The sequence below is a fragment of the Micromonospora sp. NBC_00860 genome (assembly GCF_045207375.1).
Lineage (GTDB): Bacteria > Actinomycetota > Actinomycetes > Mycobacteriales > Micromonosporaceae > Micromonospora > Micromonospora vinacea.
The window spans coordinates 99,412-114,277 of sequence record NZ_CP108825.1 but is presented as its reverse complement, the minus strand read 5'-3'; the positions used below and the strand labels follow the sequence as shown (position 1 = coordinate 114,277).

Here is a 14,866-nt window from a genome sequence, read left to right as displayed (position 1 = left end):
TCGTGGGGCGCGGCAGCCGCCGGGAACACCCTGCCGGCCGCCCCGGTTACATCCCCCGCAACGCCCGAGCAGGTCCCCCCGGGATCGCCGACGTTGCCGTGAACTTCCCCCGCACGACCACACCCCCGGAGGTTGTGTGTGGGCACCCCCGATGCAGAGGAGCACGCCATCATGCGTACCGATCTGATCCGTAAGACCGCCCTGACCGCCGCTGGCCTCGCGTTCACCGGAGGCGCCATCGCCGGCCCCGTCACCACCGCCTTCGCCGCCTCCACCACCGGCAAGCCGGCCACCCAGACCCAGACCGATCGCAAGGGCCACGGCGAGCGCGAGTTGGGTGTGCGCTACGAGGCGCAGCCGAACTTCTACTACTGCGGGCCCGCCGCGACCCGTAACGCCCTGAGTGTGCAGGGCAAGGACATCAACGTTGATGACATGGCCAAGGAGATGGGCACCACCGAGGCCGGCACCAACTCCATCAACGACATCACCCCCGTGCTGAACAAGGAAACCGGCAAGAACGACGCCTACCGGTCGGTCGAGATCAGCACCCCGGATGCCAACACCAAGCAGACCGACACGCTGCGCGCCGACATCGTCAAGACCGTCGACGACGGCCGGGCCGTGGTCGCCAACATCGCCGGCACCAGCACCGACACCGACGGCGGCGTGCACTCCTACGAGGGCGGGCACTACATCAGCGTCGTCGGCTACCGCGACAACGGCAACACGGTGAAGATCGCCGACTCCGCCGACCCGAACACCGCCTCCTACTGGATCAGCGTCGAGCACCTCGCGGACTGGATCGCCACCCGCGGCTACGCCACCAGCTGACCCACCGCACCACGACGAAGGGCCGGACCCCACCACGGGGCCCGGCCCTTCGGCATGACCGGGTCACTGTCCAGAGCACAGAAGGCCCACCCCACTGACCGCCGTCACGGGTCCTTTGGAGCTGATGTCGTAAACGAATCAGGGCCGGGCCGAGCCGAGCCGAGGCCGAGCCGAGCCGAGCCGAGCCGAGGCCGAGCCGAGCCGGGCCGAGCCGAGGCCGAGCCGAGCCGAGCCCGAGCCGAGCCGAGCCGAGCCGAGGCCGAGCCGAGCCGAGCCGAGCCGAGCCGAGGCCGAGCCGAGCCGAGCCGAGCCGAGGCCGAGCGGGTGAATCGTTCACGACATCAGCTCGAAAGGGCCTCGAACTCAGATGCCCAGCCTCCGCGCCGAGGCCGCGTTCGGAAGGGACGTTCGCGGGGCGTCTCTGCTCGACGGGCCGACGGCTCAGCCGCCGGAGTCGTCCATCTCGGCGCCCTCGGGGACCGTGTCGTCGTCCCGGCTGGCCAGCCAGCCCTCAGGCAGGAAGACCTTGCCGGGTGAGTTCGTACGCCCACGCGGCTGCCCGAGGGCGGTCACCGGGAACGGTTCCGCCGGGTCGAGCTTGCCGAGCAGGTCGTCGAGCTGGGCCAGGCTTTCGATCATCGCCAGCGAGCGACGCAGCTCGCCGCCGACCGGGAAGCCCTTGAGATACCAGGCGACATGCTTGCGGAAGTCGGTGCAACCGTCCCGTTCGCCTCGGGCCGGGTTGCGGGCGCCGGCCGAGAACTGGTCGACAAGCAGCTCGGCGTGCCGGCGCATGGTCACCGCCACCTCGCCGAGGGTGGGCAGCCGTCGGTCCGACCGACCGTTGAACGCGGCCTCCAGGTCGGCGAAGAGCCACGGTCGGCCCAGGCAGCCGCGCCCGATGACCACGCCGTCGACGCCGGTGTGGGCAACCATGCGCAGCGCGTCGTCGGCCTCCCAGATGTCGCCGTTGCCGAGCACCGGCACGTCGAGGGCCTGCTTCAGCGTGGCGATCGCGTCCCAGTCGGCGGTGCCCGAGTAACGCTGCGACGCCGTCCGCCCGTGCAGGGCCACCGCGGCCACGCCGGCCTCCTGGGCGGCGAGCCCGGCTTCGACGTACGTCAGGTGGTCGTCGTCGATGCCCTTGCGCATCTTGACAGTGACCGGCACGCCGGACGGTGACGCGGCAGCCACCGCGGCCCGCACGAGCCGCGCGAAGAGCCGGCGCCGCCACGGTAGCGCCGCGCCGCCGCCACGCCGGGTGACCTTGGGTACGGGGCAGCCGAAGTTGAGGTCGATGTGATCGGCCAGGTTGCGCTCGACGACGATCCGCACGGCGGCGGCGGTGATCTCCGGATCGGTGCCGTAGAGCTGGAGGCTGCGGGGCTTCTCGTCGTCGCCGAAAGCGATCATGCGCAGTGTCTTCGGGTTGCGCTCGACCAGCGCCCGAGTGGTGATCATCTCGCAGACGTAGATGCCGCCGCCCTGCTCGCGGCAGAGCCGACGGAACCCGATGTTGGTGATTCCGGCCATCGGCGCGAGGACGACCGGCGGCCACACCTGGTGCTGGCCGAGAGTCAGCGGGCGCAGCGCGGGCACGGTCGAGGCAGTCACCGGACAAGTGTACGGGGCCCCGACCGGCGCTTATCGCGTCGGCCGAGGCCCCGTGCGCAGAGTCTCAGCAGCCGGGGAGACGCTCGATCAGGTAGCGCTCGACCTGGTCCAGGGAGACGCGCTCCTGGGCCATGGTGTCCCGGTTGCGCACCGTCACCGCGTTGTCGTCCAGGGTGTCGAAGTCGACAGTCACGCAGAACGGGGTGCCGATCTCGTCCTGCCGGCGGTAGCGACGCCCGATCGCCTGCGAGTCGTCGAACTCCACCACCCAGCGCTTGCGCAGCAGCGTCGCGAGGTCCTTGGCCTTGGGCGACAGCGCCTCGTTGCGGGACAGCGGCAGCACCGCCACCTTGACCGGGGCGAGCCGTGGGTCGAACCGCATGACGGTGCGCTTGTCCACGCCGCCCTTGGTGTTCGGCGCCTCGTCCTCGTCGTACGCCTCCAGCAGGAAGGCGAGCACCGCGCGGGTCAGACCCGCGGCCGGCTCGATGACGTACGGCATCCAGCGCTCACTCTTGCTCTGGTCGAAGTACGACAGGTCGACGCCGGAGTGCTTGCTGTGCGTGGAGAGGTCGAAGTCGGTGCGGTTGGCGACACCCTCCAGCTCGGCGAACTCGGTGCCGCCGAACTGGAAGCGGTACTCGATGTCGACAGTCCGCTTCGAGTAGTGCGACAACTTCTCCTTGGGGTGCTCGAAGAGCCGCAGATTGTCCGCCGAGAGGCCGAGGTCGAGGTACCAGTTCCAGCGCTCCTGGAGCCAGTACTCGTGCCACTGCTCGTCGGTGCCCGGCTCGACGAAGAACTCCATCTCCATCTGCTCGAACTCGCGGGTCCGGAAGATGAAGTTACCCGGGGTGATCTCGTTGCGGAACGACTTGCCGGTCTGCGCGATGCCGAACGGCGGCTTCTTACGGGCGACCGTCTCCACGTTCTTGTAGTTGACGAAGATGCCCTGCGCGGTCTCCGGGCGCAGGTAGTGCAGCCCTTCGTCGCTCTCCACCGGGCCCAGGTAGGTCTTCATCAGGCCGTTGAACATCTTCGGCTCGGTGAAGGTGCCCTTGTTGCCGCAGTTGGGGCAGTTCAGCTCCGCCAGGGAGGTCAGCGGCTTGCCGTGCTTCTCGGCGTACGCCTCTTCCAGGTGGTCCGCCCGGAACCGCTTGTGACAGAACTGGCACTCGGTGAGCGGGTCGACGAACTCGGCGATGTGACCAGACGCCTCCCACACCTTGCGGGCCAGGATCACCGCGGAGTCCAGGCCGACGACGTCGTCGCGCTGCTGGACCATGTTCTTCCACCACTGCCGGCGGACGTTCTCCTTGAGCTCCACGCCGAGCGGACCGTAGTCCCACGCCGATCGGGTGCCTCCGTAGATCTCACTGGAGGGGAAGACGAAGCCTCGGCGCTTGGCGAGGCTGACGACGGCGTCGATACGGTCGGCTGGCATGTTTCCTCCTACGCCGGCTGGCGGTCGGCGGGGGCGAGATGGATGGAACGGTCGGTTCGGGACAACGGTACGACCACCGTCCCCCCGAGCCCAGCAGAATACCGGTGGCGGGTCAGTTGACCTCGCAGACCTCCACGCCCCCGGTCTGCCCGTCCTGGCCGAGGCTGACCTGCTGCCGCTCCCGGTCACCGCCGTCGAGGGTCACGTCGACCGGCACGGTCAGGTAGGTCTGGTCCACCTCGCCCACCCGGAACGCGGTCACCTGCGGTTCGGCGGCGGCGCGTCGCTCGAACTCCGGTCGGGACTCACGCCGCTGCGCGTCGTCGCACAACTGGTCGTACGCCCGCCCGTAGTTCCGCTCGACCAGCGCCTGGTAGTAGTCGCTGGTGACGGTGTGGGCCTGTTCCCGGATCGCCTGGACTCCGCTGACGGCCAGGCCGACGACGGCGGTGCCACCCCCGCCGCAGCAGAGCACCACGGCGAGCGCGCCGACGCCGAGGCCGATCCAGAGCCGGTTCCGGCGGCCCTCGGTGGGCGGCGCGGCGAACGGCGGAGCCACCCCGGGACCGGGTGGCGGGGCGGGTGCGGTCATAGGAGCAGCGTAGTGTCCGGCGGCTCAGCGGTAAGGACCCGCAGCCCGATCACTCTCGGCGACGACCACGGCCCCGCCGGGGGCGGCGGTGGCCAGCGCCTCGTAGGCGGAGGGTTCGTCGACGGACTCCGCGAGCAACGGCACGGCGCTGACCTTGACCTCGAAGGCGCCCAGCGCCCGCCGGTACGTGCCGACCGACTCCCATTCGGTGACCAGTGACCAGTGCCGGGGGTCGTCGAGCGCCCGGACCAGTTGACCGCGCAGGTAGCCGGGTCGGGCGGCCAGCGCGGTGAGGGCGGCGTGCGCCCGTTCGGTGAAGCCGTCGGCGGCATCGACGTCGACCACGAACCGGTTGGTCACCAGCACCGGGGGTTCCTCCTCGTAGAGTCTGTGGGATGCAGCGTACGCAGCGCCCTCTGCTCGCCCGGTTGGCCGGGGCGAACCCGACGTCGGTGTTCCTGCTCACCCTGGTGGTGGTGCTGGTGGCGTTCTTCACCCCCGGGGTGATCGGCGGGCTGTTGACGCTCGCGCTCGCCGGGGTCCTGATCGCCCTGTTGGCGACGACCTGGGCGGTTCAGGCGCCGCAGACCCGGCTGATCCGACTGGTGATGCTGACCCTGCTGGTGACGGTGGGCCTCGCGAAGCTCCTCTGACATGCAATCATGCGTTTTTGACAATCATTATCGTTGCCACGGACAGTTGATGACATGACCAACCGCGCCACGTACCGTGTCCTGGCCGCCACGACCGCCCTCCTCGCCCTGGGCGCCGGGGCCGGCTGCTCCACCGGAGGCGCCGCCGGCGCCGACCCTCAGCGAGTCGACGTGGTGGCCGCGTTCTACCCCCTCCAGTTCCTGGCCGAACGGATCGGCGGCGACGCGGTCCGGGTGACCAACCTGGCCAAGCCCGGCGCCGAGCCGCACGACCTGGAACTCAACCCGAGCCAGGTCGGTCAGGTCAGCGACGCGGAGCTGATCGTCTACCTCAAGGGGTTCCAGCCGGCGGTGGACGACGCAGTGGCCCAGAACGGCGGCGACCGGGCGTTCGACGTGACCACCGTGCAGCCGCTGTTGGACGCGTCCGCCGGCGGGCACAACCACGAGGGCGAGGAGGGGCACGCCGAGGAGAGCGGCGGCAAGGACCCGCACGTCTGGCTCGACCCGAGCCGGCTGGCCGGCATCGGCGACCAGCTCGCCCAGCGGCTCGGCAAGGCCGACCCGGACCACGCCGCCGACTACACCGCCCGGGCGACCGCCCTGCGCGCCGACCTGACGACCCTTGACGGCGAGTTCAAGAACGGTCTGGCGACCTGCCAGCGGCGGGAGATCGTGACCAGCCACGCCGCGTTCGGCTACCTCGCCGACCGGTACCAGCTCGACCAGGTCGGCATCACCGGGCTGAGCCCGGACGTCGAGCCCTCGCCGCAGCGCCTCGCGCACGTGATCGAGGAGGCGAAGGAGCACCAGGCCACCACGATCTTCTTCGAGACCCTGGTCAGCCCGAAGGTGGCCGAGACCATCGCCGGTCAGGTCGGCGCGAAGACCGCAGTGCTCGACCCGATCGAAGGGCTCGCCGCCGGCAGCAACGGGGACTACCTTTCGGTGATGCGCACCAACCTGCGGACCCTGCAGACGGCCTTGAGCTGCTCGTGACCTCACCTGTCATCACCGTCGAGCACGGGGTGGTCGGCTACGACGGCCGCCCCGTGCTCCGGGACATCTCGCTCACCGTCACCGCCGGCGAGGTGGTCGCGATCCTCGGCGCCAACGGCTCCGGCAAGTCCACCCTGATCCGCGCCGTGCTCGGGCTGGTGCCGATCAGCGCCGGCTCGGTCACCCTCTTCGACCGGCCGTTGCGCCGTTTCCGGCAGTGGGCGCGCATCGGGTACGTCCCGCAGCGCCTGGGCGCCGGCGGCGGCGTGCCGGCCACCGTCCGCGAGGTGGTGGCCTCCGGCCGGCTGGCCCGTCGCGGGGTGCTGCGTCCGCCGGGTCGGGCCGACCGGTCCGCCGTCGACGACGCGCTGCGCGCCGTCGGGCTCGCCGACCGGGCAGGTGACCCGGTGTCCACGCTCTCCGGCGGCCAGCAGCAGCGCACCCTGATCGCCCGCGCCCTGGCCGGCCAGCCCGAACTGCTGGTCCTCGACGAGCCCACCGCCGGGGTGGACGCGGCAAGCCAGGAGGCGTTCGCCGGCGCGCTGCGCGACTTCGTCGCCGACGGCGGAACGGTGCTGCTGGTCGCCCACGAACTGGGCCCGCTGCGACCGGTGATCAGCCGGGCTGTCGTCGTCCACGAGGGTCGCATCGCGCACGACGGCGCGGTGCCGGACCCGGCCGGCCATCACGCGGAGCCCGACCACGACCACGTGCACCCGCACTGCTACGACGAGCCCGCCGGGCTGTGGAGCAACTGACAGATGGAACTCTTCCAGTACCCCTACATGCAGCGCGCCCTGATCGGCGCGCTGGTGATCGGCCTGGCCGCGCCGGCGCTCGGCATCTACCTGGTGCAGCGCCGGCTGGCGTTGATCGGCGACGGGGTGGGGCACGTGGCGCTGACCGGTGTCGGGGCGGGGCTGCTGCTCAACCGCTCGCCGGTGCTGGTCGCGGTGATCGCCGCCACCCTCGGCGCGATCGCCATCGAGGTCGTCCGTGCCCGTGGGCGTACCTCCGGTGACCTGGCCCTGGCCCTGCTCTTCTACGGCGGCATCGCCGGTGGCGTACTCCTGGTCGGCCTCTCCGACGCGACCAGCGCGAACCTCAACGCCTACCTGTTCGGGTCGCTGACCACCATCTCGCCCGCCGACCTGACCACCATCGCGGTGCTCGGCGCGGCGATCCTGGTCACGATGATCGCGTTGCGGCCGGCGCTCTTCGCGGTCAGCCACGACGAGGAGTACGCCCGGGTCTCCGGCCTGCCGGTCCGCACCCTGAACCTGCTGATCGCGGTCGCCACCGCGGTCACCGTGACCATCGCCATGCGGGCCGTCGGAGTGCTGCTGATCAGCGCGTTGATGGTGGTGCCGGTCGCCACCGCCCAGCAGGTCACCCGGGGCTTCCGCAGCACGATGGCCGCCGCCATGGCGCTCGGGCTCTTCGCCGCCGGCTCGGGTGTCTGGGTGGCGGCCACGGCGGACACCGCGCCGGGCGCCTCGGTGGTGCTGGTGGCGATCGCCTCGTTCCTGGTGGTGGCCGTGGCCGGGGCGGTCTGGCGGGTCGTACGCCGCCGGACGACGCCGACCGCCGCGCCGGCACCGGAACCGCACGAGGTCGTGCTGAGCTGAGCCTGATCAGCGGGACGTCGGTGGTATTGGTTACCGTTGCGGAATGACCAGCGCGACAGGCTACGACGGGTTCGACGGGGCCAGCGAGTTGCTCCGCGCCCTGTCCGCGCCCATCCGGCTGGCGATCGTCAGTGAGCTGGCCGGCGGCGAGCGGTGCGTGCACGAGTTGGTGGAGAAGCTCGGCGCGGCGCAACCACTGGTCTCCCAGCACCTGCGGGTGCTGCGCGGGGCGGGCGTGGTGCGCGGCTCCCGTCGAGGCCGGGAGATCGCCTACAGCCTGGTCGACGAGCACGTCGCGCACATCGTGGCGGACGCGGTCAGTCACGCCGGGGAGGGATCATGAGCGAGAGCAGCGCCGCGGTGCGCAACACCCGGCAGCGTTCGGCGGTAAGCGCGCTGCTGGGCGAGATGGAGGGCTTCCACAGCGCCCAGGACCTGCACGCGATGCTGCGGCAGCGCGGCGAGCGGGTCGGCCTGACCACCGTCTACCGCACCCTCCAGGGGCTCGCCGACGCCGGTGAGATCGACGTGATGCGTCCGCCGGGCGGCGAGCACCTCTACCGCCGGTGCAGCGAGGGGCACCACCATCACCTGGTCTGCCGGGTGTGTGGGCGTACGGTCGAGGTGGCCGGCCCCGCCGTGGAGAGCTGGGCCGACCGGGTCGCCGCGCAGCACGGCTACGCCGACGTCAGCCACACCCTGGAGATCTTCGGCACCTGCCCGACCTGCGTCCGCTGACCCGGCGCACGGCCCTCGTCCAACGCGACTGGTCCAACAGAACGCCCGATCCCCGTTGCTGACCACGCGCCGCGCAGCCCTGACACGCGAAGGTCCTCGCCCCAGAATGCCAGGGACCGCTCTGCCTGCGTTTACACGCCGAAACGTCGCATTACATTGCTGTGCTTCAATCTGATCCCATGGGATCCGCCGGCCTTGAAGTGGCACGTTGTTGCGAATTTCCGGTAACGATCGGCAGGCGGGCGAGCTGCAGCGCCCCGGCGAGCCAGGTATTGAGAATTGAGTGCCTGCCGTAGGAGCGGCACTCGTACTCTCTCTGGGTGAGCGAGAGCAATGACTACGTGAGGCTGCGAGAAACCTTCAACGAGGACGCTGAACGGTATGACCGTGCGCGGCCCCGGTACCCGGCACAGATGTTCGATGATCTCGCTGCGGCCGGCGTAGCGCCCGATGCAAGGGTGTTGGAGATCGGCTGTGGCACCGGGCAGGCGACCGTGCCGCTGGCGGAACGGGGCTACCGGATCGTGGCCGTCGAGTTGGGCGCAGACATGGCTGCTGTGGCTCGGCGAAACCTTGCCGGCTCCGACTCGGTGGAGGTGGTGACGGCAGCGTTCGAGGAGTGGCCCTTGCCTGCGGAACCGTTCGACGTGGTCCTCTCCGCGACGGCGTTTCACTGGATCGATCCGGCCGTGCGGGTGTCGAAGTCTGCTGACGCCTTGCGTCTCGGTGGTCTGCTGGCCACCGTGGGAACCCACCACATCGCCGGTGGCACCTGGACCGAGGCGTTCTTCGTTGAGATTCAGAAGCTTTACGAGCGCTTCGATCCGTCGACCCCACCGGGCCTGCGTCTTGAAGGTGCTCCAGACATTCCGGAGGACGATCGGGAGCTGACCTCGTCGGAGCGGTTCGGGCCTGCGAGCTTCTACCGATACGAGTGGGAGTTGCCGTACTCGACAGCGGACTACCTGGATCTGCTGTTGACCTACTCCGGCCACCGTGCCTTGCCGGACGCGCAGCAGAGCGCATTGCTGAACTCCATCGCGCGGCTCATCGACGTCAACTACGGGGGCCAAGTAGTCAAGCGCTACCTGACTGAGCTGAGGCTCGCCGAACGTGTCCGGTGAATCGCTTCCATCGGTAGCGGTCGTCGGATTCACCAGAGTGCACGTGCATTCGGCCAAGTCCTGGTTGAACGCCGACGGGTGCCCCGCCGCGTCCGTTCGTGGCACGCTGGCCGACGTGAAAATCTATGCCGATCGGTTCCCGACCGCCGCCCGTCAGTTGCTCACCGATCTGCTCGTCGTCGCCTGGGTGTACGTGGCGATCCGCGGCGCGCTGTGGCTGCACGACCTGGTGCAGAAGCTCGCCGTGCCGGGGCAGAAGTTGGAGGGCGCCGGCAGCGGGCTCGCCGACAACCTGGGCGACGCCGGCAGCAAGGTCGGCCGGGTGCCACTGGTCGGCGACGAACTCACCGCACCGTTCCAGCGCGCCGCCGACGCCGCCCGATCGCTCGCCGACGCCGGCCGCGACCAGCAGCAATTGGTCGACCAGCTCGCCCTGGCCCTCGCCATCGCGGTGCTGATCTTCCCACTCGGCATCGTGCTGTTCGGCTGGCTGCCGCTGCGGGTCCGCTGGATGCGCCGGGCCGGATCGGCGACGAAGCTGGCTGCCGGGCCAGCCGGCCGGGACCTGCTCGCCCTGCGCGCGCTGGCCACCCAGCCACTGGGCAAACTGACCCGGATCGGTCCGGACGTCGCCGAGGCGTGGCGGCGCGGCGACGACGCGACAGTCGACGCCCTGGCCGCCCTGGAGCTGCGCCAACTCGGCCTCCGCGGCCGGGGCCGCTAAGGTCGTCGGGTGTTCTACTTCCTTGTCGTCATCGCCGTCCTGCTGCTCGGCTACGCCGCCGTCCTGGTCTCCTTCGTACGCCGGGGCAAGAAGATCCCACCTGCGGCGTACCTGGCCCTGGCCGGGCTCAACGGTCTGATCCTGGCGGGAGTGCTGGCCTGGGCGGTCTCCCGCTGATCCGCGTCAGCCCGCGCGGCGGGGTTTACGGCTTCGGGGGGATGCGGCGGCGGACGTCCTCGGCGGTGGACGGGCCGGGCGACCACTGGGCCACCCAGGGCAGCTCGTCGGACGGGGTGAGCACACCCTCCTCCAGGCCCGCGTAGCGGCCGGCGAGGATGCGCTTCGCGGCGGCGGTGTCGACCGAGTCGGTGTTGTCCCAGAGTGCGGCGAACAGGGCGTCCACCCGCACCCGCGCCTGTCGGCAGAACAGGTCGGCCAGCTCGACGTTCTCCGGGCGGCTGTCCCGTTCGGCGGTGGCCCGGACGCAGACCGCTGACATCGCGAACAACTCGGCCCCGATGTCCACCACCCGGCCGAGGAACGCCTGCTTCCGCTCCATCTTTCCCTGCCAGCGGGACATCGCGTAGAACGTCGACCGGGCCAGCTTGCGCGACGAGCGCTCCACCTGCCGCAGGTGCGCGGCGAGCGGGCCGAAGTCGGCGTACGCCGACGGGCTCTGCCCCCGGCCCACGGCCAGGGTGGGTAGCCACTTCGCGTAGAAGGCGCCCGCTCGCGCGCCGGCTCGGGCCTTGCGGCCCAGCCCCGCGTCCGGGTCGATGATGTCGCCGGCCACCGACAGGTGGGCGTCGACCGCCTCCCGCGCGATCAGCAGGTGCATGATCTCGGTGGAGCCCTCGAAGATCCGGTTGATCCGCAGGTCGCGCAGCATCTGCTCGACGGCGGCCGGGCGTTCGCCGCGGGCGGCCAGTGAGTCGGCCGTCTCGTAGCCTCGTCCGCCCCGGATCTGGATCAACTCGTCGGCGATCTTCCAGGCCATCTCGCTGGCGTACAGCTTGACCAGCGCCGCTTCGATCCGGATGTCGTTGCGGTCCTCGTCGGCGAGCAGGCAGCAGAGGTCGAGCATGGTTTCCATGCCGTACGTGGTGGCGGCGATGAAGGAGAGCTTCTGCGCGACCGCCTCGTGCTCGCCGACCGGCCGTCCCCACTGGACCCGATCGGCGGCCCAGCCCCGGGCCACGTTCAACGCCCACTTGCCGGCGCCCACGCACATGGCGGGCAGCGAGAGCCGGCCGGTGTTCAGAGTGGTCAGGGCGATCTTCAGCCCCTTGCCCTCGCCGCCGATGACGTTCTCGGCGGGGACGATCACGTCGTGGAACCGGGTCAGGCTGTTCTCCAGCCCGCGCAGGCCGATGAACTCGTTGCGCCGCTCGACGGTGATGCCGGGGCTGTCGCCGTCCACCACGAACGCGGTGATCCCGCCGCGACGTCCCTCCGTGGCGGGCACCCGGGCCATCACCACCAGCAGGGTGGCCACGATGCCGTTGGTGGCCCAGAGCTTCACCCCGTTGAGCCGGTAACCGGTGCCGTCCTCGGTGGGCTCGGCGATGGTGCCCAGCCGGGCCGGGTCGGAGCCGACGTCGGGCTCGGTGAGCAGGAACGCGGACACCTCGCCTGCGGCGAGCCGGGGCAGGAAGCGTTGTTTCTGCTCGGCGGTGCCGAACATCTTCAGCGGCTGTGGCACCCCGATCGACTGGTGCGCCGAGAGCAGCGCGCCGATGGCCGGGCTGACCGAGCCGGCGAGCATGAGCGCCCGGCAGTAGTGCAGGTTGCTCAGCCCGAGCCCGCCGTACTTCCGGTCGATCTTCATGCCGAACGCGCCGAGGTCGGCCAGGCCGTGGAACACCGAGTCGGGTATGGACGCGTCCCGTTCGATGGCCTCGCCATCCACCTCGGAGGTCAGGAAGGCGCGGAACCGAGCAAGGAACTTCTCCGCGCGCGCCACGTCGTCCGGATCGGATTGGGGCCACGGGTCGATGAGGTCGAGCCGGAACCGGCCGAGGAACAGCTCCTTGCCGAAGCTGGGCCGGTCCCAGGTGGACTCGCGGGCGGCCTCGGCGACCTGCCGGGCCTCCTTCTCGGTGACCTGCCCGGCTTCCGCGGGCAGCGGCGCGGCGGCACCGGCCGTGGTTTCGGAGTCGGGGCCGTCCGGTGCCGGTCGGCCGTCCTGCGTCGTGGTCACGGCTGCCCCCTCGAAGCTCGGTGCGGCTGCGTCGACGTGCGCGACTACCGCCACGCTACCCCCGGTTGTTACCCAGGGGTAGCGCTGCGTGAAGATCGGCCTGGTCAGCGGCCGTTGATCGTGTCCGGGTCGTCGTCATCGTCGTCGATGTCGTCCTCACCCCAGTTGCGCCGGGCGAACGGCAGGGCCACCCAGAACGTGAGGAACCAGATTCCGGCCAAGGCGCTGAGCACGAAGGCGATCGGCCGGTCCAGCACGAAGTCGGTGATCAGCAGCACCGCGCTGACCATCGCGATCAGCATGAAGGCGAGGCCGCCGGTGGCCATCCGGTGCGCGAAACGGACCAGCTCCGGTTTGCGCCCCTGCCGGAACAGCGCCCGGTGGAACGCCACCGGCGAGATGATCAGCGCGGTGGCGGCCGCCGCCGCGAGCAACGCCACGATGTAGACGTCCCGCTGAAACTCCGTGGTCCTGGTGAACCCGTTACTGAACGGCAGGGTGAGCAGGAAGGCGAAGAGGATCTGCACGCCGGTCTGGGCGACCCGCAACTCCTGCAGCAGGTCGGCGAAGTTGCGCTGCCAGCGCTGCTTCTCGGTCTCCTTGGACACGCGCTACCTCCGGTGAGACGCTACTGCCGGCGGTCCCGGCCGCCGGCAGCAACGCCAATGCCCCACCCGGCCGAGCGCGAAACAGGTTCACGACATCTGCCGTTCATTTCCGGGACGCAAGTCGGCCGCCAGAGGCGTCAGGACCCGCGTCGGATCCGGCCCGCGTACCGCGCTTCCAGCTCGTTGTTGTGCGCGTCGCCGTCCGGGATGTTCGCCGACAGGTAGACCGGGGGCCGCTCCCCCGCCGCCAACAACCGCGCCACCACCTCCACTGTCACCTGCTGGGCCAGCAGCGCCGCGGTGATCGAGGAGACCGCGCCGACCGCGCCGCCGCCGGGCAGGGGCAGCGTTGCGTCGCCGTACGGCGCGCCGTTGTCGAGCACCACGTCGGCGAGGTCGCTCAGCTTGCGGCCGGACGGGTGCCGGGAGGTCATCCGGCCGGAGTGCTGGGCCGAGGTGATCGCCACCAGCCCGTGACCGTGCTCCTTCACCAGCGTGGCGAACTCCACCATCGCGCCGTTGACCCCGGAGTTCGAGGCGAGCACGAAGACGTCGGTGGGGCGCACCGGGGCCAGCTCGTAGAGGCGGTGCGCGACGGCCGGGTCCCGTTCCAGCAGCGGGCCGAGCCGTTCGGCCGGTTCGCCGCCGAGCAGCACCAGGTCGCGTAGGGCGATCCGGTTGGTCGGCACGAGACCGCCGGCCCGTCCGGCGATCTCCATGGCGAGGGCCTCCGAGTGCCCGGTGCCGAAGGCGTGCACCACGCCGTCGGCCCGGACGGCCTCGGCGATCAGGTCGGCGGCCCGCCCCACCGCCTCCCGCTGACTGGCGGCCACCCGGCCGATCGTCTCGGTCACCACGGCCAGGTAGTCCTCGGCACTCACCGTCATACGTCCTCCGTCGTTCGATTGCGGGCCAGCCAACGAACCGCGAAGTCGACCGCCGCCCGCTGGCGCATCAACCTGCCGGTCCCGGTGCCGACCGGTGCGGTGCGTACCACCCCGGTGGCCTCCAGGTCCTCGCCCAACACGGCGAAGTCGTCCGCGTCGAGTCGTACGTCCTGCCACCACACCCATTCCCGGCCACCGTCGGCGGTACGCACGGCGGCACCGAGTCGCTCCCGGGGCGAGCCGGGGCAGCGGTACTCGGCCAGGTGCAGCGAGGTGCTCACCGAGTGGTCCACGCCGAGGAGCAACACGTCGGCGTCCAGGTCGTAGAGGCGCGCCAGCGGGGAGCCCTCGCCGAGCATGTCCGCCAGGGTGTGCCCTGCCACCACCTGTTCGGCGGCCGGCCCGAGCGCGGCGAACGACACGTGCGGATGCGAGCTGCGCAGGGCGCCGGGCCAGCCACGGACCGTCTCGGCGAGCGCACCCATGAACCGGCTCGGCGTGACCGCCGGGTCGAAGCCCGGCATCTCCGAGCGGATCAGCGGCCACCAGCCCGCTGGCACCGGCGGGTTGCGCCACTGCGCGGGGTCGCTGTTGTCGGGCGTGTGGGTGGGCACGACGATCGTGCCGTCCGGGCCGAGCGCGTCGCGCAGGGCGAGCACCATCGCGTGCGGGCCGCCGCTGACGAAGCCCAGGGGACGCAGCGCGGCGTGCACCAGCAGCGTCGAGCCGGGGCGTACGCCGAGCACGCGCAGCTGCGCGGCGACCGAGCGACGGCTGCCCGGCCCGCTGGCGTCCGTCGTCACGATGGCTTTTCCTCGCCG

General features: G+C 70.9%; 18 protein-coding genes. 10 read left to right on the top strand and 8 right to left on the bottom strand.

All coding sequences use genetic code 11. The features are described 5' to 3' along the window. Positions 1 to 171: 171 nt before the first annotated feature. Positions 172 to 834, top strand: coding sequence for a C39 family peptidase (locus OH804_RS00560; protein ID WP_406062023.1), 663 nt, complete (start codon positions 172 to 174; stop codon positions 832 to 834). A 441-nt stretch (positions 835 to 1,275) separates the two neighbouring features. Here OH804_RS00560 and dusB read toward each other — a convergent pair whose 3' ends face one another. From dusB to OH804_RS00540, 4 genes are all read right to left on the bottom strand, one after another. Then, positions 1,276 to 2,448, bottom strand: a complete 1,173-nt coding sequence (dusB, locus tag OH804_RS00555; RefSeq protein ID WP_406062021.1) for a tRNA dihydrouridine synthase DusB — start codon at positions 2,446 to 2,448, stop codon at positions 1,276 to 1,278. 64 nt (positions 2,449 to 2,512) lie between these two features. Beyond that, positions 2,513 to 3,892, bottom strand: coding sequence for a glycine--tRNA ligase (locus OH804_RS00550; RefSeq protein ID WP_196919249.1), 1,380 nt, complete (start codon positions 3,890 to 3,892; stop codon positions 2,513 to 2,515). 112 nt (positions 3,893 to 4,004) lie between these two features. Then, positions 4,005 to 4,484 (bottom strand): hypothetical protein, encoded by a 480-nt coding sequence (locus OH804_RS00545; protein ID WP_196919250.1) that lies wholly within the window; start codon positions 4,482 to 4,484, stop codon positions 4,005 to 4,007. A 24-nt stretch (positions 4,485 to 4,508) separates the two neighbouring features. Beyond that, complete coding sequence (locus OH804_RS00540) at positions 4,509 to 4,850, bottom strand: antibiotic biosynthesis monooxygenase (protein ID WP_112589142.1); 342 nt, start codon at positions 4,848 to 4,850, stop codon at positions 4,509 to 4,511. A 29-nt stretch (positions 4,851 to 4,879) separates the two neighbouring features. On the opposite strand from OH804_RS00540, the gene OH804_RS00535 reads away from it, so the two are divergent. The 9 genes from OH804_RS00535 (at position 4,880) to OH804_RS00495 (ending at position 10,527) form a co-directional block, all read left to right on the top strand. Beyond that, on the top strand, positions 4,880 to 5,137 hold the full coding sequence (locus OH804_RS00535; protein ID WP_030338196.1) for a hypothetical protein: 258 nt from the start codon (positions 4,880 to 4,882) through the stop codon (positions 5,135 to 5,137). Between the two features lie 54 nt (positions 5,138 to 5,191). Then, on the top strand, positions 5,192 to 6,136 hold the full coding sequence (locus OH804_RS00530; protein ID WP_406062017.1) for a metal ABC transporter substrate-binding protein: 945 nt from the start codon (positions 5,192 to 5,194) through the stop codon (positions 6,134 to 6,136). Next, on the top strand, positions 6,133 to 6,894 hold the full coding sequence (locus tag OH804_RS00525; RefSeq protein ID WP_196919252.1) for a metal ABC transporter ATP-binding protein: 762 nt from the start codon (positions 6,133 to 6,135) through the stop codon (positions 6,892 to 6,894). Before OH804_RS00530 ends, OH804_RS00525 begins: the two co-directional genes overlap by 4 nt. Before the next feature lie 3 nt (positions 6,895 to 6,897). Continuing rightward, positions 6,898 to 7,764: a metal ABC transporter permease gene (locus tag OH804_RS00520; protein ID WP_406062015.1), complete on the top strand. Its 867-nt coding sequence runs from the start codon at positions 6,898 to 6,900 to the stop codon at positions 7,762 to 7,764. Positions 7,765 to 7,807: 43 nt separating this feature from the next. After that, positions 7,808 to 8,107, top strand: coding sequence for a metalloregulator ArsR/SmtB family transcription factor (locus OH804_RS00515; protein ID WP_030338189.1), 300 nt, complete (start codon positions 7,808 to 7,810; stop codon positions 8,105 to 8,107). After that, positions 8,104 to 8,502 (top strand): Fur family transcriptional regulator, encoded by a 399-nt coding sequence (locus OH804_RS00510; protein ID WP_145792480.1) that lies wholly within the window; start codon positions 8,104 to 8,106, stop codon positions 8,500 to 8,502. Before OH804_RS00515 ends, OH804_RS00510 begins: the two co-directional genes overlap by 4 nt. 320 nt (positions 8,503 to 8,822) lie before the next feature. Beyond that, positions 8,823 to 9,626, top strand: a complete 804-nt coding sequence (locus OH804_RS00505) for a class I SAM-dependent methyltransferase (RefSeq protein ID WP_196919254.1) — start codon at positions 8,823 to 8,825, stop codon at positions 9,624 to 9,626. Between the two features lie 115 nt (positions 9,627 to 9,741). After that, the gene (locus tag OH804_RS00500) at positions 9,742 to 10,350 is read left to right on the top strand and encodes a hypothetical protein (RefSeq protein ID WP_196919255.1); all 609 of its coding nucleotides are present in this window, start codon (positions 9,742 to 9,744) and stop codon (positions 10,348 to 10,350) included. A gap of 9 nt (positions 10,351 to 10,359) precedes the next feature. Continuing rightward, positions 10,360 to 10,527 (top strand): hypothetical protein, encoded by a 168-nt coding sequence (locus OH804_RS00495; protein WP_167337361.1) that lies wholly within the window; start codon positions 10,360 to 10,362, stop codon positions 10,525 to 10,527. Positions 10,528 to 10,552: 25 nt separating this feature from the next. Here the strand turns inward: OH804_RS00495 and OH804_RS00490 are convergent, their stop codons facing one another. The 4 genes from OH804_RS00490 to OH804_RS00475 all read right to left on the bottom strand — a co-directional run bounded on the left by OH804_RS00490 (position 10,553) and on the right by OH804_RS00475 (position 14,848). Continuing rightward, the gene (locus OH804_RS00490) at positions 10,553 to 12,550 is read right to left on the bottom strand and encodes an acyl-CoA dehydrogenase family protein (RefSeq protein WP_406062011.1); all 1,998 of its coding nucleotides are present in this window, start codon (positions 12,548 to 12,550) and stop codon (positions 10,553 to 10,555) included. A gap of 104 nt (positions 12,551 to 12,654) precedes the next feature. Next, positions 12,655 to 13,158 (bottom strand): DUF6328 family protein, encoded by a 504-nt coding sequence (locus tag OH804_RS00485; RefSeq protein WP_406062009.1) that lies wholly within the window; start codon positions 13,156 to 13,158, stop codon positions 12,655 to 12,657. 137 nt (positions 13,159 to 13,295) lie between these two features. Continuing rightward, positions 13,296 to 14,045: a sugar isomerase domain-containing protein gene (locus tag OH804_RS00480; protein ID WP_406062007.1), complete on the bottom strand. Its 750-nt coding sequence runs from the start codon at positions 14,043 to 14,045 to the stop codon at positions 13,296 to 13,298. Further along, the gene (locus tag OH804_RS00475; protein WP_406062005.1) at positions 14,042 to 14,848 is read right to left on the bottom strand and encodes an aminoglycoside N(3)-acetyltransferase; all 807 of its coding nucleotides are present in this window, start codon (positions 14,846 to 14,848) and stop codon (positions 14,042 to 14,044) included. The genes OH804_RS00480 and OH804_RS00475 overlap by 4 nt, the downstream gene beginning before the upstream one ends. Between the last annotated feature and the right edge of the window lie 18 nt (positions 14,849 to 14,866).